Here is an 18,580-nt window from a genome sequence, read left to right as displayed (position 1 = left end):
TCAGTGGTCCTGGTGGCGGGGTGCGCCCGGGCGCAGGCTGAGGCCGGCCGCCTCGAGCTCGCCCTCGACCCGCACCCGCTCGATCTCCAGGTCGACGCCGTCGAGCTGGTCGAGGTGCTCGCAGACGCCGAGGCAGCGGCTGGCCAGGCGGAGGCGGTCGTCGTACGCCAGGAGCACCGCCGCATGCCAGACCTTGGACCGGGTGGCGATGCCGAGGCGCTGGCGGTCGAGGCGGCGCAGGTCTGCCGCGATCTGCTGGATGCTCGGCTGGTGCTGGTCGAGCGCAGCGAGCGAGATGGGCCGCTGGCTCAGCGTGCGGTCGAGGCGCTGCAGGGCGCGGCGGTCACGGCGCTCACGCAGCCGGCCCCGGAACCGGCCGGCTGCGCCGTCGGCGCAGATCGCGAGGGCCACCGCGCACGGCAGGAACACCAGCGCCACCAGCGCCAGTGCCAGCACAACCGCGTGCTCGATGGCCACGATCCCTCACGCTAAGCCGAATCCTCAACTATTGCTACCGGTTTCAGTTGACGGATGGCGGACTCTGTGTGTGCTCACGAAACGCCGGCGTGGATCACGTACAGCCGGGGCATCGGGCGCAGCCGGAGCCGCAGCCGGCCGCCGGTGTGGCGCAGCTGCCAGGCGAGCGCGAGGAGCGCGCTGGCGATGGTGATCAGGCCGCCCAGCCAGATGCTCACGCCGGCGCCGAACTTCTCCGCGACCAGGCCGATGATCGGTGCGCTGACCGGGTTGGTGCCCATGAAGACCAGCACCCAGAGCGCCATCACGCGACCCCGGTACGCCGGGTCGACACTGAGCTGGATGCGCTGGTTGGTGGCCTGCCCGAAGTAGACCATGGAGAACCCGGTCGGCACGAGCAGGAGCGTCACCAGCCAGTACGCCGGGGCGAGGCCGACCAGCGTGCCCAGCGCCCCGAAGACGATGGCCGCGCCGATCACCACGTACGCGGAGGGGCGCTCACGCCGCCCGCTGCTGGCCAGGGCCCCACCCAGCGCGCCCACCGCGAGCGCCGTGGTGAAGAGGCCGAAGGAGGCGGCGCCGGTGTTGAAGACGGTCTTGGCCAGCGCGGCGAGCGTGAGCTGGAAGTTGAAGAGCACCATGCCGATCACCATGATCAACAGCATCGGCATGACCAGGTCGGGGCGGCGGGCGACGTACCGGAGACCATCCATCACCTTCGCCGCGTCGCGCTCCTCGACCGGCGGCAGGTCCGGGCGGTGCAGCTCGCTCGCGTGCATCCGGATCAGCATGAGCAGCGGGGCGAGCGAGCTGACCGCACTGATCATGAAGACCGGGCCGACGTCGAACACGGCGATCCCGACACCGGCCACCGCCGGTCCGAGGATCCGCGCGGTGTTGAACGTGGCCGCGGAGAGCGAGAGCGCGTTGGGCAGCAGCGGTACGCCGACGAGCTCGGAGACGAACGCCTGCCGCACCGGCGTCTCCACCGCGTTGGCCACGCCGAGCAGGGCGGCGAAGAGGAAGACGTGCCACAGCCGCACGGCGCCGCTCAGCACGAGAACGCCCATGCCGAGCGAGAGGACGCTCCACGCGCTGTTGCCGATCAGCAGCAGGAGACGCTTGTCGTACCGGTCGGCGAGGCTGCCGGAGAAGAGGGTGAGCAGCAGTACGGGTGTGAACTGGAGCGCCGTCACCACGCCGAGAGCCGTGGCGGAGTCGTCCGACAGGTCGAGGACCAGCCAGTCCTGGGCGATGAACATCATCCAGACGCCGATCAGCTTGACCAGCTGACCGGTCGCGAAGAGCCGGTAGTTACGAACCGTCAAGGACTGGAATGTGGTGCTCAGCTTTGCCCGCACTTGAGAGTGCGCCTCCCTCACCGATGATGCGCGTCATCCACAGTGGACGAAGCGGCACCGATGGGGCGCCGTCAGGCGCGGGCGAGCTTTCGCAAGATCTCAGCGGCTCGCTGTAGCGTGTCGCGTTCCTCCGGGCGCAGCTCCGCCAGGCGACTGGCCAGCCACTCGTCACGGGCCCGCTCAAACTGCGCGAGCACCGCGCGACCGGCCTCCGTCGCCGCCAGGATGACCTGCCGCCCGTCGGTCGGGTGGGGCGAGCGCTGCACGAGGCCGCGCTCCTCCAGCTTGCCGATGATCTTCGTCATCGTCGGCGGCTGGACCCGCTCGACCTCGGCGAGCTCCCTGGGCGTCAGCGCGCCGGCCAACTCGAGGCTGGTCAGCGCGTTGAGCTGGGTCGCCGTAAGGTCACCGACGGGCCGGGTCTGCCGGACCCGCCGGTTGAGCCTGGTGATCGCATCGCGCACCATCGGCGCGAGTTGCACAGCGGTCACTGGCACCGCCATCACCGTCCGCTCCGTCACGGTCGTTAGCCTAACTAATAAGCTAGGCTAACGACCACCTAATATGACCACGGTCACCGGGCTAGAAGATCAACGTCTCGATCGGGCCGCGTAGGAAGTACAGCACGAACAGCACGGCGACGGCATACAGCAGAGGGTAGACCTCGCGAGCCTTCCCCTTCACCAGCTTGATGAGCACGTACGTGACCACGCCGGCCCCGATCCCGTTCGAGATCGAGTAGGTGAACGGCATCAGCACGATCGTCAGGAATGCCGGGATCGCGATCTCGTAGTCGGTCCAGTCGATCGTGCGCACCGCGGTGAGCATCAGGAAACCCACGATCACCAGCGCGGCCGACGCGGCCTCGAACGGCACGATCTCCACCAGCGGCGCGAGGAAGACCGCGACCAGGAAGAGCGCGCCCGTGACCAGGTTGGCCACGCCGGTGCGGGCACCCTCCGCGACACCGGCGGCACTTTCGATGTACGAGGTGTTGCTCGACACGCTCGCCGCGCCACCCGCGGCGGCGGCCACCGAGTCGACGAGCAGGATCTCCCGGGTACGGGGCGGCGTGCCGTTCTCGTCGAGCAGGCCGCCCTCCTGGCCCACCGCGACCATCGTGCCCATCGTGTCGAAGAAGTCGGTGAGCAGCAGCGTGAAGACGAACATCAGCGCCACCAGCACGCCGGCCCGGTCCCAGGCGCCCAGCACGTTGAACTCGCCGAGCAGCGAGAGGTCCGGCGTGGCGTCCCAGCTCGACGGCCACTCGGGCACGTTCAGCGACCAGCCGTGCGGGTTGCCCTGCGGGCCGCCGGCCGGGCCCACGTCGGCGACCGCCTCGACGATGACGGCGAGCACCGTGGTGCCGAGGATGCCGATCAGGATCGCGCCCTTCACCCTCCGTACGACCAGCAGCAGCGTCGCCAGCAGGCCGATCACGAAGACGAGCAGGGGCCAGGTGACGATCACGCCGCCGATGCCGAGGCCGACCGGCGGGCTGCCGGCGTTGCCCTTGACGAAGCCGGCGTCCACGAAGCCGATCAGCGCCAGGAAGAGGCCGATGCCGACGCCGATCGCCGTCTTGAGCTGGGTGGGCACCGAGCGGAAGACGGCGGTACGCAGGCCGGTGAGCACGAGGATCGCGATGATCACGCCCTCGATCACCACGAGCCCCATCGCGTCGGCCCAGGTCATCTCCGGCGCGATCTCGTACGCCACGAGCGCGTTGACGCCCAGCCCGGCGGCGAGCGCCAGCGGAAAGCGGGCCACGACGCCCATCAGGATCGTCATCACGCCGGCGACGAGGGCGGTGGCGGCGGCCACGGCGGGGATCGCCAGCTTCGCCCCGTCGCCGTCGGTCGCGCCGAAGAGGATCAGCGGGTTGAGGACGACGATGTAGGCCATCGTGAAGAAGGTGGCGAAACCGCCACGGATTTCACGCCCCAATGTGGAACCACGGGCGGATATCTCAAAGAACCGGTCGAATCGGTCCATGGAACCTCACCTATGATCATGGATACGGGTTCCGCGCATCGTCCCAGATCAGGGGGTACCGAGAAAGCACCGGCGAGTTACAAAGCCGTACCCTTGCCTCGTGTCTGATCAACACGAGCCACCACCCCGGGTGGAGCCGCTCGATCCGCCGATGGTGCCTTTCGCCGTCGCCGGGATCGTGGGCTGGGCGGTGGCCGGTTTGGTGCTGCTGGTCTTCTTTCACGATTGGCTGGAAGACAACGGGCACACCGACTGGCTCTGGACCTGCCTGGCCGGTTTCCTGCTTGGTTTCGTCGGTCTGGCGATCATGCTGCGCCACGACCGAACCCGGCGGCGCCGCCGTGGCTCGTGACGGTCTACCCGTGCCCGTAGGGCTCCGCCGGCTCGCCCGCCTCCACTGAGCCGGGCGCGCGGCTCACCGCGACCGCCTCGACCTCGCTGTCGTCGTACACCGTGGACAGCTCGTCGACCGGTGCCTCGGGCTCGCGCGCCGCCTCGGAGTGCGCGCCGCAGCCGTGGTCGGCGCTGACCGCACGGCCGTCGTCGGGCGCGTAGAGGTTGCCACAGACGCCGAACGCCTGCCGCAGCGAACCGGCCAGCGGCAGGTAGAAGCCGCACGAGCCGCACCGCGCGCTCTTGGGCGCGGCGGTGGAGATGGGCGCGTCCGGGCCGTGGTCGCCGTCATACCACCGCTGGGCGGTCTCGCCGCGCCCCTCGCGGGACATCACCCGCGAACGGCCGAGGCCGAGCTCCCAGGAGACCTCCTCGACCGCGGGGTCGTCGGAGAGCAGGTAGCCCGGGGCGAGCCGGTCGTCGTCGGGCGCGGTGGGCAGCAGGTCACCGACCCCCAGGTCGCCGGGCTGGAGCCGCTCCTGCCACGGCACCCAGCCGGGCGCGAGCAGCGCGTCGGGGCCGGGGAGCAGGATGGTCTCGCAGACCGTGACATGCTTGCTGCGCGGGACGCGGGTGACGGTGACCGCCCAGCGCCAGCCCCGGTAGCCGGCGAGGTGGCACTCGAAGAAGTGGGTGACCACGCGGTCGGCCTCGGCCACCGCGTCGAGATGCTCGCCCACGTCCGAGGCGTCGACCTCGGTGATGGCGGAACGGGCCAGGTCGACCGCCTCGGCGCAGACCTGGTCGAGACGAGCGGCACGAACGGCGGTGGTCCTGGTCACCGAGCTATTGTGCCATGCGCCAAAATGGGGGAATGCCGCTGTTGCCATCGCTCGGCCGAGCTGTCGGCTCGATGATCCGATGGACGCGGCTATTCGGCCGGGGGTCCCTGCGCGGCGGCCGGTGGGCGGGGCGCAAGGTCGGCGCCGTCCGCACCAAGGGCGCCGGCGGCGAGATCGGCATGACCCGCCTGCTCGACCTGCACGCCGCGTCGTACGCGGGCGACATCCTCATCGCGATCGGCCTCGCCGGCACCATCTTCTTCAACGCGCAGGTCGGCGAGGCACGCAGCGGCGTCGCCATCTACCTGCTGGTGACGATGATCCCGTTCTCGGTGCTCGCCCCGGTCGCCGGCCCGCTGCTCGACCACTTCCGCCACGGCCGGCGCTACGCGCTCGCCGCCACGATGCTCGGCCGCGCGTTCCTGGCCTGGCTCATGTCCGACTACATCCACGGTTTCGGGCTCTACCCGGCGGCGTTCGGCGTGCTGGCGCTCTCCCGCGCGTACGGCGTGGCCCGCTCGGCCGCCGTCCCCCGGCTCCTCCCCGAGGGCATGGGGCTGTCCCAGGCGGCCGCCCGCGCCGGCGTGTATGGCATGATCGCCGGCGCCGCGGTGACGCCGATCGGGCTGGCGGCCTTCAAGTTCGGCCCCCAGTGGCCGCTCCGGGTCGCCTCGATCATCTTCCTGGTCGGCATGGTCGTCGCGCTGCGCCTGCCACCCAAGGCCGACTCCGACCCGCCGGAGACACTCCCCCGCGCGTTCGCGGCGATGGGCCTGCGCCGCGGCGACCGCGCCCTCACCGGCCGGCTCGTCGTCGCCACGCTGGTCAGCGCCGCCGCCCTCCGCGGCCTGTACGGCTTCCTGCTGCTGTTCCTGGCGTTCGCCATCAAGGCCGGAAACCTGACCACCGAGTTCCTCGGCCGCGACCTCGCCGACGAGATCGCGCTGGGCCTGGCCGGCGGCGCGCTGGGGGTGGGCGGCTTCCTCGCCACGGCCATCGGCACCCGCATGCGCATCCAGCGTCCCGCCGCCCTCCAATCCAGCGGCCTGGTCATCGTGGCCGGCGTGGCGGTGCTCACCACGCTGAAGTTCTCGCTCGCGATGGTGGCGCTGCTCTGCCTGGTGACCGCGTTCATGAGCGGCATCTCCAAGCTCGCGGTCGACGCCTCGATCCAGGAGCGCATCGGCGACCGCCTGCGGGCCAGCGCGTTCGCCCACTCCGAGACGGTGCTCATGCTCGCCTGGGTGGCGGGTGGCGCGCTGGGCCTCATCCCGTTCCAGGGGCGCCTGGGGATCGGGATCGCCACGGTGGTCGCGGTCGCCGCGGCGGCCCGCGCGGTGGTCGTGGCCGGCGCACTCCGCAAAGACAAGCTGAACGGCCGGGCCGACCCCGACGCCGACTCGCCACCCGAGCCCTCGCCGGCGGAGCCGCCGCGGCGGCGACGCAAGGCGCCCGAGCCCCCGCCCGCCACGCCTGAGCCCGCGCCCGAGCCGGCCGCCGAGCAGGAAAAGGACGCCGTCCCACCGCCCGGCTTCCACGTGTACCGCCCATCGTCCGGCCCACCCACATGACGCTGCTCGTCGTCACGGCCGTCGAGGCCGAGGCCCAGGCGGTCCGCGCCGGCACGTCCCCCGACCTGGTGACCGTGGCCGCCGTGGGCGTGGGCGCCGCCGCGGTCGCCGCCGGCACCGCACGCCTGCTCGCCCTCGCCGAGGCCGCCGGCCGCCCACACCGAGGCGTCGTCGTAGCCGGCATCGCGGGCGGCTTCGCGGGCCGCGCCCCGGTCGGCGCCACCGTCCTGGCCACCCGCAGCGTCGCCGCCGACCTGGGCGCCGACTCCCCGGACGGCTTCATCACCCTGGACGACCTGGGCTTCGGCACCGCGGTCGCGCCGGCCGACCCGGCACTGCTGGAAACCTTGCGCAGCGCCCTACCGGACGCGATCACCGGCGACATCCTCACCCTCAACACCGCCACCGGCACAGCCACGACCGCCGAGACCCTCGCCGGCCGCTTCCCGGCCGCGGTCGCCGAGGCCATGGAGGGGTACGGCGCAGCCCGTGCCGCCGCCGGGGCCAGTCTGCCGTTCGCCGAGCTCCGCACGATCTCCAACACGATCGGCCCCCGCGACCGCCAAGCGTGGCGCATCCCCGACGCGCTGGCCGCCCTGACCAAGGCCGTCCGCGCCCTCGCCGCCTGAGAGGTCAGCCAGGAAACCGCAGGCCCGGGCCGTAACGGACACCCGTGCCGCCTCGGGCCTCGCCGATCTTCTCCAGAATCTCTCGCGAGCGCAGGTCGTAAATGAGATCACGCGCCGCGAACACATGCAGATCGAACATACGCTGCACGGTCCGATTGGTGACGAAGCCGTACTCGCGGACGTGGTCTATCACTTTCTGATCGGTGTCGTCGAGATCGCGCCTGCGGTACGCGACAGCCCGCGACATGGCGGCTATCGCATCGGAACGAAGCCGATAGGTGGGGAACGCCTTCCGCACGGTCCGCCTCGTCGGCTCCAGCAGGCCGAGGTCGTGCGCCATCGTTGCCAGAACCTCCTGCGCCTCCACCGGCGGCCGCTGCACGGCGGAGGCCACCTTGGGCGCGTCGACCGTGGCGCTACCTCGGAGGATGGAGAGCACAAGCAGGACATTGACGTCTCGGGTCGCACGTGGCGGCAGGTCGTTGATGAACCGCACGAAGGCGTCATTGCCGATCCCGCCAGCCAAAGCGGCTCGGACCAACGTGCCACCGTCCGCAAACGACGGGGGCTCCTTACCGATACGGAGCATTTCGCGATAGGCGCGGTCGATGCCTTGGCCGGTTCGCTCCGCGAGTTGGAGGGTCGCGACCGCTTCGGTCAACAGCCGATTTCTCGGCGTCGAAGGGTGGGTGAGGATATTTTCCGGCGTGACGCCGGCGACGAGGCCACCCGGACTGGTAATGACCAGGCGCTCTGGGGAATGCTCGACATCGACGCTGCCGGCCGCCTCGTACGAGCGATGGATCATGGCGTTGACGACCAGTTCTCGTGCGGCATCCCGTGGATAGTCGGTGAGCTGCAGCTGAACTCCACCCGAGACATTCAGCGGGTGGATCTCCCGCCGGGCGTCGACGGCCTCGATCAGGATGCCTACGGCTTCCAGCAGCGGCCGGGAACCCCTGGTCCGGACCGTCGCCTCGGAGCCGGCGCTGGGTCTGAACTGGTAGGAGTAGCCGTACGACGGGACGACACGATGGATCAACTGCTCGTCGCCGAGTAGTAGGACGCCCGCGTTGGTGACACTCCCGTCGGACGCCGTCAGGCGCAGTGCGGCGACCAGAGAACTATCGTCGAGCTCTGCCAGGTGGTCTCGCCCGCCAGCGACCAACAGCTGCCGCATGCGCTCGAACTCAATGGCGTTCAGATCGCGAATTTCGGCACCGGACGCTTCGGCGGACCAGTCGACCTGACCGCGGGCGATCAGGACCTCGCGCTGCTGATCCGGCGTGAACGGCAGGCACTCCTTGCCTAGCCGCCGGGTGGCGAGCCCTGCGGCTGTGCTGTGTGGCGTGACCCCGGGCGGCACGCTGAGCAGGACTATCCGCACGCCGTCGACAAGGTGCTCGCCGACGAAGGGGGTGATCGGCGGCCGGCTCCGGTCAAACACTCCCTTGCGTAAACCCTCCACTGTGTAGCGGGTGGGCACGCCTTGGAGGGCGCCGACCCTATCGGTGGCCTTGTCATCCACGCCCAGGACCACGGTGCCGCCGTCGGCGTTGGCAAAGCAGACCAATGCTTCGGCGATCATCTGATAGGTCGTCTTGATCGAGTCGGTCACCGACTTGAAGTCAAGGGTCTGGGTCTCGAGCGCACCCGCCGCCACGCCGTCGCCGACGGCGCCCAAGGCCGCGAGTGCCTCTGCCTGTCCCACGTCACTGAGGCTAACTGAGGACTGGTCTCAAAACAACACTTCTCAGTTGGGCCTCAGTAGCCAATCGCGGGATAGCTTTAGGGGCGTGGCGCTCTCACTCGCGATCTCGCCGTGTCCCAACGACACCTTCGTGTTTCACGCGCTCGTCCATGGGCTGGTGCCGGGTGCGCCGGCGTTCGACGTGACGTACGCGGACGTGGACGTGACCAATACCGCCGCCGAGAAGGGGGCGTTTGACCTGGTCAAGGTGAGTTACGCGGCGCTGCCCTGGCTGCTGGACGACTACCACCTGCTGCCCTGCGGCGGGGCGCTCGGGCGTGGCTGCGGGCCGCTGGTGCTCACCAAGGACGGGCGCGCAGACCTGTCCGGGGCGACGATCGCGGTGCCGGGCGAGCGGACCACGGCGTACCTGCTGATGCGGCAGTGGGCCGCCGCGCAGCCACCGGCCAAGGTGGAGGTCGTGCCGTTCGACCAGATCATGCCGGGCGTGGCCGCGGGGCGGTTCGACGCCGGGCTGGTCATCCACGAGGCGCGCTTCACCTACCAGCGCTACGGGCTCACGGCCCTCGCCGACCTCGGCGAGTGGTGGGAGGGGGAGACCGGGCTGCCGATCCCGCTCGGAGCGATCCTCGCCCGCCGCGGCGCGGTGGATCCCGAGGCCGCGGCGGAGTGGGTGCGGGCGTCGGTGCGGGCCGCGTGGGCGCACCCCGAGGCGAGCCGCGACTATGTGCTGGCGCATGCCCAGGAGATGGAGCCGGACGTGGTGGACCAGCACATAGCGCTCTACGTCAACGAGTTCACCGAGAATCTCGGCGACGAGGGGCACAAGGCCGTCGAGGCCCTGCTCAGATCTCCAGCTCTCTAGCCACCGCGTGCACGACCTGGGCGACCGTCTGGGCCGTCTTCTTGTCGGGGAAGCGGCCACGCCGCAGGTCGGGCATGACCTTTGCCTCGAGCACCTTGATCATGTCTTCGATGAGGCCGTGGAGCTCCTCGGCCGGGCGGCGGCGCAGCTCGGTGACGGACGGCGGTGCCTCCAGCAGGGTCACGCCCATCGCCTGCGCGCCCTTGCGACTGTCTACGACACCGAACTCGATCCGCTGCCCGCTCTTGAGGTCGGTGACGCCCCCCGGTAGCGCGTTCTTGGGCAGGAAGACATCGCCACCCTCGTCGCTGGTGACGAATCCGTAGCCCTTCTGCGCGTCGTACCACTTCACTCGACCCGTAGGCACCGCTGACCTCAACTCCGTTTGCGGGATTGCTGATTGTCACAAGGCTAACCGGAGCAGCCCTGTCAGCGCGCCTCGGAATCCATTCAGGTCACCCAGCACCTCGCTGGCACCGGCCGCCTTGAGCTCCGCCGCGGAGCACGGACCGGTGGCCACGCCGAGGCCGGGAATGGCGGCGGTGCGGGCCGCGACCATGTCCGCGACGTGGTCGCCTACGTAGAGCCGCACGTCATGCTCGGTCAACGCGGTCGCCTTGCCCTCGGCGAAGAGATCTCCGGCCACCTCGTCGACGGCCAAGCCGAGGTGGTCGAGGTGCAGTCGGGCCAGTCGGCCCAGCTTGGACGTGACAACAACCACTCTGCCGCCCAGCCCGCGTACCGTCTCGACGGCCTCGGCGGCGCCCGGCAGCAGCACCGATGGCGCGATCGCGTACGCGGGGTAGAGCGCCCGGTACGCGTCCACGGCCTCCTCGACCCGCTCCGGCGCAAACCAGAGCCGCAGCTCATGGCGGAGCGGCGGGCCCAGGCGGGTGACGGCGGCGTCCGCGTCCACGTGCACGCCGGTGCGCGCGGACAGCTCGCGGTAGGTCGCGGCGATGCCGGGGCGGGAGTCGATCAGCGTCATGTCAAGGTCGAAGCCGACAACCAACTGTTCCGCCACGCCCGTGCTCCTCCCCCAGACCGTTTCCCCGATCTTCGCAGCCCGGCTAGCTTTGAACGACGATGGCCACCACACTCGCCGAGCACCTGCGGTCGCTGCCCGACCGCGCTCTGGCCGCGCTGCTCCAGCTGCGGCCAGACCTGGTCATGCCCGTGCCCGCCGACCTGTCGGCGCTGGCGGTGCGGGCCCAGTCGCGGGTATCGGTGGCGCGGGCGCTCGACGGACTCGACCAGTTCACGCTCCAGGTGCTCGACGCGGTGCGCCTCACCCGCGAGCCGGACGACGGCACCACCTCGGTCGACGCCGTGCTCGCGATGGCGAAGGGCGAGACCGCCGCGGTACGCGAAGCGCTCGCGCGGCTGCGGGCGCTGCTGCTGGTACCCGGTCCAGATGACGCACTCCACGTGGTCGCCGGTGTCGACGAGGTCTCCTCCCCGTACCCGGCGGGGCTCGGCCGGCCCGCCGCGGAGCTGGACGCGGCCGCGGCGGCCCTCTGCGCGGACCCGGCCCGGCTCCGGCGGACGCTGCTGGCCGCGCCGCCGCCGGCCCGCGCGGTGCTCGACCGCCTGTCGGCCGGGCCGCCGGTGGGCACGCTGACCAACGGGACGGCCGCCGCCGACTCGCCGGTCCGGTGGCTGCTCGACAACGGGCTGCTCGTGCGGGTCTCCGGCGAGGCCATGGAGCTGCCCCGCGAGATCGGCCTGCTCCTGCGCCGCGACTCCGGCCCGCTCGGGCCGCTGCACGTGCGACCACCGGCCGTCACCAGCGCGGCCCGCGAGCTCAAGAGCGTCGACTCCGCGGGGGCCGGGCAGGCGATGGAGGCGGTACGGCAGGCCGAGTCGCTGCTCGCCGCCCTCGACGCCGAGCCGGTGACCATGCTCCGCTCGGGCGGACTCGGCGTCCGCGACCTGCGCCGCCTCGCCAAGGTGACCGCGCTGGACGAGCCGGTGGCCGCGCTGCTGCTGGAGGTGGCGTACGCGGCGGGGCTCGTCAACGAAGCCGAGGCGTCCGGGTCGCGGGTCGGCGCGGATCTGGTCTTCCTCCCCACCGCCGGGTACGACACGTGGCGTGCCCTCCCGCTCGCCCGGCGCTGGGAGCGGCTGGCCACCGCATGGCTGGCGATGACCCGCCAGGCCGGCCTGATCGGTCAGCGCGACGAGCGGGACCGGCCGATCAACGTGCTGGCCACCGAGGCGGAACGGGCCGGCGCCCCGGCCGCCCGCCACGCGGTGCTGGAGGTGCTCGCCGAGCTCGAACCGGGCACCGCGCCGACCGCCGACGAGGTGCTCGCGCTGCTGGCCTGGCGGGCGCCGCGCCGGGCCAAGGGGCGGGAGACGATCCACCGCGAGGTGCTCGGCGACGCCGCGCTGCTCGGGGTTACCGGGCTCGGCGCGCTGACCTCGTACGGGCGGGTGCTCGTCACGCGGGAGGAGGCGCCGGACGACGACCCGCTGGGCGTACGGGCGGACGAGGAGCCCGACCTCGCCGGCGCGCTCGACGGCCTCCTGCCCGCACCGGTCGACCACGTGCTGGTGCAGGCCGACCTGACCGTGGTGGTACCCGGGCCGCCCGAGCCGGCGCTCGCCGCCGAGCTTGAGCTGGTGGCCGAGCAGGAGTCGGCGGGCGGCGCGAGCGTGCACCGGGTGACCGAGGCGAGCGTGCGCCGGGCGCTGGACGCCGGCTACACCGCCGACGACCTGCACGCCCTCGTTCGCCGCCGCTCCCGCACCCCGGTCCCGCAGGGGTTGACGTACCTGGTCGACGACGTCGCGCGCAAGCACGGGGGACTGCGCGCGGGCGGCGCCGGGGCGTACGTGCGCAGCGACGACGAAACGCTGCTCGTGCAACTGCTCGCCGACAAGCGGCTCGGCGCGCTGGCGCTGCGCCGGCTGGCCCCGACCGTGCTGGTCACGCCGTACCAGGTCGGGCGGCTGCTCACCGCGCTGCGCGAGGCCGGCTACCCGCCGGTGCACGAGGATGCCACCGGCGCTGCCGTGCTCAGCCGCGCCAGGTCGCGCCGGGCGCCGGTCCGCACCGCGCTCGGCCCGCGCACCGAACCGCTCGGCCCACCGCCGCTCACCCCGCCCCGCCTGGCCGGCATCGTCGAGCAGATCCGGCGGGGCGACGCCGCCGCCCGGGCCGCCCGCCGCGCGCCGGTCACTGTCCGCGCCGCGAACGGTCAGGGCGTCGAAGGGCTGACCGCGGTACAGGCGCACAGCCAGGCCCTCGCGGTGCTACAGCAGGCGGTACGGGACAAGGCGCTGGTCTGGGTCGGCTACGTCGACGCGCACGGCGCCACCGTCTCCCGCCTCGTGCGGCCGGTCTCGATCGGCGGCGGTTACCTGCGCGCGGAGGACGAGCGCACCGAGATGCTGCACACCTTCGCGCTGCACCGGATCACCGCCGCGGTCCTCGACGACTGACGGCCGCGACCCGCTCTGGGGCCATATCACGGCATACATCCCCCGAACATTAGTTCTTGTGAATTCCTAGATGTGATGGAAATCTTCTTCACATCTCGGCATCAAAACGGTCGAGATCATCCATCACGTCACCGACGTGTGCCAAACACCCCCTGGAGGCTCACGTGAGACTCAACCGACCTGCCGCGGCCATCCTCGCCGCGCCGGTACTCCTCGTCGGCACGGTGCTCTGGCCGTCCGCCGCGCAGGCTGCCCCCGAGCCCCTCTTCGCCGCCGACGCGCCGGTGGCCACCAGCCTCAGCGAGAGCCTCGGCGCCCGCTCGGCCGGTGCGTACATCGACTCGGCGACCGGCCGCATGGTCGTCACGGTCACCGACGCCACCGCGGCGAAGCAGGTACGGGCCGCCGGCGCCACCGCCAAGACGGTCAAGTACAGCACCGCCCAGCTCGACGCCGTCACCGCCAAGGTCGCAAAGGTCGTCGACACCCCCGGCACCGCCCGCTACACCGACGTGACGACCAACCAGGTCGTGGTCACCGTCGACAGCACCGTGACCGGCGCCCGCCTCGACTCGGTGAAGGCCGCCGTGGCCGCCGCCGGCGACGCGGCCCGCCTGGAGACGACGTCCGGCACGTTCCAGCTCTTCATCGCCGGCGGCCAGGCCATCTACACCAGCGGCTCGCGCTGCTCGCTCGGCTTCAACGTGCGTACGTCGAGCGCGGTCTACTTCGTGACCGCCGGCCACTGCACCAACGCCGGCGCGAGCTGGAACAACGGCTCGGTCACGCTCGGCACCCGCGCGGCCTCCAGCTTCCCCGGCAACGACTACGGGGTCGTCCGGTACACGAACACCAGCATCGCCCGGCCCAGCGCGGTGTACCTGTACTCGGGTAGCAGCACCCAGTCGATCACGTCGGTCGGCAGCGCGACCGTCGGCCAGTCCGTGCGCCGCAGCGGCAGCACCACCGGCGTACGCAGCGGCTCGGTGACCGGCACCAACGCGACGGTGACCTACCCGCAGGGCACGGTCAGCGGCCTGATCCGCACCAACGTCTGCGCCGAGCCCGGCGACAGCGGCGGCTCGCTCTTCGCCGGCAGCTCCGGCCTGGGCCTGACCTCCGGCGGCAGCGGCAACTGCAGCAGCGGCGGTACGACGTTCTTCCAGCCGCTCAACGAGGTGATGTCGGTCTACGGCCTGAGCCTGGGCTGACCCCGCGTGGAAAACCGGCCGCCGGTCGAGTGCCTCAGGTGCCCGGCCGGCGGCCGAACACGTACACCCGGGAGCCCACCTTGCCGAGGTCGTAGAAGGCGCGGGCGTCGGAGGGGAGCAGGTTGACGCAGCCGTGCGAGCCGATCGACTTCGTGTGGATGTACGTCGTGGTCTCGTGGAAGCCGATGCCCCCGTTGAAGCGCTGCCAGTAGGGCAGCCACACCTCGTACGGGTTGGACCACTCCTTGAGCGCCTTGTTCTGCACCGAGTACGCACCGGTCGGGGTCGCGTAACCGGGCATGCCGGTGCGCGTGACGGTCGGCTTCAGCACCACCTTGCCGCCCCGCATCGCCCACACGGTCTGGTGGGTCAGATCGACGCAGAACGTCGTACCCGATCCGGTTTTGCACTTGCTCGTGTCGGTCGCGGCCAGGCGCTGCGCGACGTCGGCCGTGGTGGGTCCGGCGCGGCCGGCGGCCGGGCTGATGCCGTATCGCTGCTGGAACTTCTTGATCGCCGCGCAGTCGGCGTCAGACTGCTTGCCGTCGACGGTGACCGTGCCGAACGTGCCCAGCTTGGCCAGCGCGGTCTCCACCGCGCGCTGGCTCTCGCCCTGCGGGCAGCCCGGCTTGCCGGTCTTCTTCGGCTTCGGGGCTTTCGTGGTGGTCTTCGGAGCCGGTGTCGAAGGCGCGACCGTCGGCAACGTGGACTGGGTCGGGGTCGGGGTCGGCTCGACCGTGGGAGACGCTGCCGGGTCGGGCGACGCACTCGCCCCCGTAGCGCCCTGCCCCGCACTCACCGGCTGGGTTTCTCCCCCAGCCTGGCCAGGTTGCGACTCGAGCGCGCACGCACCGACGCCGAACAGCGCGACGACTGCAACGGCGACCAAGCGCAAGCCCTTGCCTACCACGGCGCCCTCCCCAGAGCAGTTGTCGTCACGTAGACGCACGACAGTGCCAGTCCGGTTGCGTCTGATGAAGACTTTCTTCGCGACAGTCTGCCCGGCCGGAGCAAATCGGTGACCGTGCAACACTGGAGGGTCTGCGTGGAGGAGGACGATCTTGAGCGGCGGACCATTGATCGTGCAGTCGGACAAGACCCTACTGCTGGAGGTGGACCACCCGGACGCGCTGGCCTGCCGGATGGCGATCGCGCCGTTCGCCGAGCTGGAGCGCTCGCCGGAGCACGTGCACACGTACCGGCTGACCCCGCTCGGCCTGTGGAACGCGCGGGCCGCGGGGCACGACGCCGAGGGCGTGGTGGACGCGCTGCTGCGCTTCTCCCGCTACCCCGTGCCGCACGCGCTGCTGGTCGACGTGGCCGAGACCATGGACCGGTACGGGCGGCTCCAGCTGGTCAACCATCCGACACACGGGCTGGTGCTGCGCGGGCTCGACCGGGCGGTGCTGGTCGAGGTCGCCAAGTCGAAGAAGCTGGCCGGCATGCTCGGCGCCAAGATCGACGACGACACGATCGCGGTGCACCCGTCCGAGCGGGGCCGGCTCAAGCAGGCGCTGCTCAAGCTCGGCTGGCCGGCCGAAGACCTGGCCGGCTACGTCGACGGCGAGGCGCACCAGATCGCGCTGGCGCAGGAGGGCTGGCAGCTCCGGTCGTACCAGCAGGAGGCGGTCGACCACTTCTGGGCCGGCGGCTCGGGCGTGGTCGTGCTCCCCTGCGGCGCGGGCAAGACGCTGGTCGGGGCGGCCGCGATGGCCCAGGCCTCGGCGACCACGCTGATCCTGGTCACCAACACGGTCGCCGGCCGCCAGTGGAAGCGCGAGCTGCTCGCCCGCACGTCGCTGACCGAGGAGGAGATCGGCGAGTACTCGGGCGAGCGCAAGGAGATCCGCCCGGTGACGATCGCCACGTACCAGGTGCTCACCACCCGCCGCGGCGGCGCGTTCACCCACCTCGACCTCTTCAACGCGCGCGACTGGGGCCTGGTCATCTACGACGAGGTGCACCTGCTGCCCGCGCCGATCTTCCGCTTCACGGCGGACCTCCAGGCCCGCCGCCGGCTCGGCCTCACCGCGACCCTGGTACGCGAGGACGGGCGCGAGGGCGACGTCTTCTCCCTGATCGGCCCCAAGCGGTACGACGCGCCGTGGAAGGACATCGAGGCGCAGGGCTGGATCGCCCCGGCCGACTGCACCGAGGTACGGGTGACGCTCTCCGACGAGGAGCGGATGGCGTACGCCACGTCCGAGTCGGAGGAGCGCTACCGCTTCGCCGCCACGGCCCGTTCCAAGCTGCCCGTGGTGAAGGCGCTGGTCGAGCGCCACTCGGACGACCAGGTGCTGGTCATCGGGGCGTACATCGACCAGCTGCATCAGCTCGGCGAGGCGCTGGACGCGCCGATCATCCAGGGCTCGACCACCAACAAGGAGCGGGAGCGGCTCTTCGACGAGTTCCGGTCGGGCCAGCTCCGCACACTGGTCATCTCCAGGGTCGGCAACTTCTCGATCGACCTGCCCGAGGTGGCGATCGCGGTCCAGGTGTCCGGCACGTTCGGCTCGCGGCAGGAGGAGGCGCAACGCCTCGGCCGGGTGCTGCGCCCCAAGTCCGACGGGCGGCAGGCGCACTTCTACACGGTGGTGTCCCGGGACACGATCGACACCGAGTACGCGGCGCACCGCCAGCGGTTCCTGGCCGAGCAGGGGTACGCCTACACCATCGTCGACGCCGACGACGTGCTCGCCTGAGGCGTCACCACCGCTGGCGCCGGCCGCCGGTTTTCCGGGATCACGAGCGCGAGCAGGGCCGCGCCGGCGAGCACCACCGCACCGACCGCCTCGCCGGCGCGCATGCCGTCGACGAAGTCCTGCCCGCTGGCGTAGCCGCCGGCGGCCGAGAAGACCGCGCCCAGGACGGCGATGCCCAGCACCGTGCCGAGCTGGCGCATCGCGTTGGACGCGCCGGAGGCGACCCCCTCCATGCCGCGCGGCGCGAAGTCCATCACGGCCCGGGCCATCGGCGCGAAGAACAGCCCCATACCGAGACCGGCCAGGACGAACGGCGGCACGAGCTCGGCGTACGGGACGTCCGGGCGGCTCACGACGGCGAGCGAGGCGATGCCCGCGGCCTGGAGCGCGAGCGCGATGGCCAGCACCCGCCGCACGCCGATGCGGTCGGCGAGCGCGCCGGAGAAGGGCGCGACCACGGCCGGCGCCGCCGTCCAGGGCAGGGTGCGCAGGCCGGCTTCGAGCGGCGAGTACCCCTGGACGGTCTGCAGGAACTGCGCGCCGAGGAACACCGCGCCGAACATGCCGAACGCCATCACGAAGCCGACCGCGTTCGAGACGCTGAAGCCGCGGCTGCGGAAGAGCGGGAGGGGCAGCATCGGGTACCGCGCGCGGGCCTGCCAGGCGACGAAGGCGAGTACGGCCGCGCCGCCGCCGATCAGTCCGAGCAGCACGGAGCCGCTGGTCCAGCCGTGACTGCCGCCACGGACCAGTCCGAAGACGACGCCGAAGAGCCCCGCGGTGGCCAGCACCACGCCGACCGGGTCGAGCCGGCCGGCACCGCCGCGGCTCTCCCGTACGGCGGCGACGAGCGGGAGCAGGATCAGGCCGATCGGCACGTTGATCCAGAAGATCCACTGCCAGGACGCCGAGTCGACGACCGCCCCGCCGATCACCGGGCCGAGCGCGACGCCGAGCCCGCTCATCGCGCCCCAGATGCCGAACGCCGCGCCCCGCCGCTCGCGCGGTACCGCGTCGGCGAGCAGCGTGAGGCTGAGCGGCGTGATGATCGCGCCGCCGACGCCCTGCACCGCGCGGGCCGCGATCAGCGTGCCGATGTCCGGCGAGAGCGCGGCGACCGCCGACGCGGCCGTGAAGACGACGAGGCCGACCGCGAAGACCTTCCGCCGGCCGAACCGGTCGCCGAGTGCCGCGCCGGTGAGCAGGAGTACGGCGAACGTGAGCGTGTAGGCGTTGACCGTCCACTCCAGACCTTCGAGGCCGGTGCCGAGGTCGACGCGGATGACCGGCAGGGCGTTCGTGACGACCAGGTTGTCCATCGCGACCATGAACGTGGCCAGGCCGGTGACGACGAAGGTCCAGAGCAGCTTGCCTAGTGATTGGTCACTAACTTCTCGTTCCACGCTGCGATCCCCCGTTCGGTGAATGGGTTTGGT

At 71.5% G+C, this 18,580-nt stretch carries 16 protein-coding genes and 1 pseudogene; 7 read left to right on the top strand and 10 right to left on the bottom strand.

The features are described 5' to 3' along the window. From RB614_RS39320 to RB614_RS39305, 4 genes are all read right to left on the bottom strand, one after another. Nucleotides 1-477: a hypothetical protein gene (locus tag RB614_RS39320; protein ID WP_308717808.1), complete on the bottom strand. Its 477-nt coding sequence runs from the start codon at nucleotides 475-477 to the stop codon at nucleotides 1-3. 74 nt (nucleotides 478-551) lie between these two features. After that, a complete protein-coding gene (locus RB614_RS39315) occupies nucleotides 552-1,838 on the bottom strand; it encodes an MFS transporter (RefSeq protein ID WP_308717807.1) in 1,287 nt (428 codons plus the stop codon). A gap of 71 nt (nucleotides 1,839-1,909) precedes the next feature. Then, nucleotides 1,910-2,359, bottom strand: a complete 450-nt coding sequence (locus tag RB614_RS39310) for a MarR family transcriptional regulator (protein WP_308717806.1) — start codon at nucleotides 2,357-2,359, stop codon at nucleotides 1,910-1,912. Between the two features lie 61 nt (nucleotides 2,360-2,420). Continuing rightward, nucleotides 2,421-3,833 carry an NCS2 family permease gene (locus tag RB614_RS39305; protein WP_308717805.1) on the bottom strand — a complete coding sequence of 471 codons (1,413 nt, stop codon included), beginning with the start codon at nucleotides 3,831-3,833 and terminating at the stop codon, nucleotides 2,421-2,423. Between the two features lie 151 nt (nucleotides 3,834-3,984). Here RB614_RS39305 and RB614_RS39300 point away from each other — a divergent pair, with 151 nt between their 5' ends. Continuing rightward, complete coding sequence (locus tag RB614_RS39300) at nucleotides 3,985-4,185, top strand: DUF2530 domain-containing protein (protein WP_308717822.1); 201 nt, start codon at nucleotides 3,985-3,987, stop codon at nucleotides 4,183-4,185. A gap of 4 nt (nucleotides 4,186-4,189) precedes the next feature. On the opposite strand, the gene RB614_RS39295 is transcribed toward RB614_RS39300, so the two are convergent. Then, the gene (locus RB614_RS39295) at nucleotides 4,190-5,056 is read right to left on the bottom strand and encodes a DUF3027 domain-containing protein (protein WP_308717804.1); all 867 of its coding nucleotides are present in this window, start codon (nucleotides 5,054-5,056) and stop codon (nucleotides 4,190-4,192) included. On the opposite strand from RB614_RS39295, the gene RB614_RS39290 reads away from it, so the two are divergent. Further along, complete coding sequence (locus RB614_RS39290; RefSeq protein WP_308717803.1) at nucleotides 5,041-6,579, top strand: MFS transporter; 1,539 nt, start codon at nucleotides 5,041-5,043, stop codon at nucleotides 6,577-6,579. The two genes, RB614_RS39295 and RB614_RS39290, sit on opposite strands and share 16 nt — an antisense overlap. After that, complete coding sequence (locus RB614_RS39285; RefSeq protein ID WP_308717802.1) at nucleotides 6,576-7,208, top strand: futalosine hydrolase; 633 nt, start codon at nucleotides 6,576-6,578, stop codon at nucleotides 7,206-7,208. Before RB614_RS39290 ends, RB614_RS39285 begins: the two co-directional genes overlap by 4 nt. A gap of 4 nt (nucleotides 7,209-7,212) precedes the next feature. Here the strand turns inward: RB614_RS39285 and RB614_RS39280 are convergent, their stop codons facing one another. Beyond that, on the bottom strand, nucleotides 7,213-8,919 hold the full coding sequence (locus RB614_RS39280; protein WP_308717801.1) for an ATP-binding protein: 1,707 nt from the start codon (nucleotides 8,917-8,919) through the stop codon (nucleotides 7,213-7,215). 85 nt (nucleotides 8,920-9,004) lie between these two features. Between RB614_RS39280 and RB614_RS39275 the strand changes: the two are divergent. After that, a pseudogene (locus tag RB614_RS39275) lies at nucleotides 9,005-9,766 on the top strand (1,4-dihydroxy-6-naphtoate synthase); the annotation flags it as partial. On the opposite strand, the gene RB614_RS39270 reads toward RB614_RS39275, so the two are convergent. Together RB614_RS39270 and RB614_RS39265 are read right to left on the bottom strand one after the other, a co-directional pair. After that, entirely contained in the window at nucleotides 9,765-10,151 is a 387-nt protein-coding gene (locus RB614_RS39270; protein ID WP_308717799.1) for a cold-shock protein, read from the bottom strand. The pseudogene RB614_RS39275 and the gene RB614_RS39270 sit on opposite strands and share 2 nt — an antisense overlap. 36 nt (nucleotides 10,152-10,187) lie before the next feature. After that, a complete protein-coding gene (locus tag RB614_RS39265; RefSeq protein WP_308717821.1) occupies nucleotides 10,188-10,772 on the bottom strand; it encodes an HAD family hydrolase in 585 nt (194 codons plus the stop codon). Nucleotides 10,773-10,870: 98 nt separating this feature from the next. On the opposite strand from RB614_RS39265, the gene RB614_RS39260 reads away from it, so the two are divergent. Together RB614_RS39260 and RB614_RS39255 are read left to right on the top strand one after the other, a co-directional pair. Next, nucleotides 10,871-13,231: a helicase-associated domain-containing protein gene (locus tag RB614_RS39260; RefSeq protein ID WP_308717798.1), complete on the top strand. Its 2,361-nt coding sequence runs from the start codon at nucleotides 10,871-10,873 to the stop codon at nucleotides 13,229-13,231. 164 nt (nucleotides 13,232-13,395) lie between these two features. Further along, nucleotides 13,396-14,442, top strand: coding sequence for a S1 family peptidase (locus RB614_RS39255; RefSeq protein WP_308717797.1), 1,047 nt, complete (start codon nucleotides 13,396-13,398; stop codon nucleotides 14,440-14,442). Nucleotides 14,443-14,476: 34 nt separating this feature from the next. On the opposite strand, the gene RB614_RS39250 is transcribed toward RB614_RS39255, so the two are convergent. Continuing rightward, nucleotides 14,477-15,241, bottom strand: a complete 765-nt coding sequence (locus RB614_RS39250) for a L,D-transpeptidase family protein (protein WP_428983202.1) — start codon at nucleotides 15,239-15,241, stop codon at nucleotides 14,477-14,479. A 262-nt stretch (nucleotides 15,242-15,503) separates the two neighbouring features. Here RB614_RS39250 and RB614_RS39245 point away from each other — a divergent pair, with 262 nt between their 5' ends. Then, nucleotides 15,504-17,144 (top strand): DNA repair helicase XPB, encoded by a 1,641-nt coding sequence (locus tag RB614_RS39245; protein ID WP_308717795.1) that lies wholly within the window; start codon nucleotides 15,504-15,506, stop codon nucleotides 17,142-17,144. Here RB614_RS39245 and RB614_RS39240 read toward each other — a convergent pair. Beyond that, entirely contained in the window at nucleotides 17,108-18,547 is a 1,440-nt protein-coding gene (locus tag RB614_RS39240) for a DHA2 family efflux MFS transporter permease subunit (RefSeq protein WP_308717794.1), read from the bottom strand. The genes RB614_RS39245 and RB614_RS39240 overlap by 37 nt on opposite strands. Nucleotides 18,548-18,580: the final 33 nt, after the last annotated feature.

Origin of the sequence: Phytohabitans maris, from assembly GCF_031085175.1 — a bacterium.
In the GTDB taxonomy this organism is placed as follows: domain Bacteria; phylum Actinomycetota; class Actinomycetes; order Mycobacteriales; family Micromonosporaceae; genus Phytohabitans; species Phytohabitans maris.
This window is presented reverse-complemented; position numbering and strand designations above follow the sequence as displayed.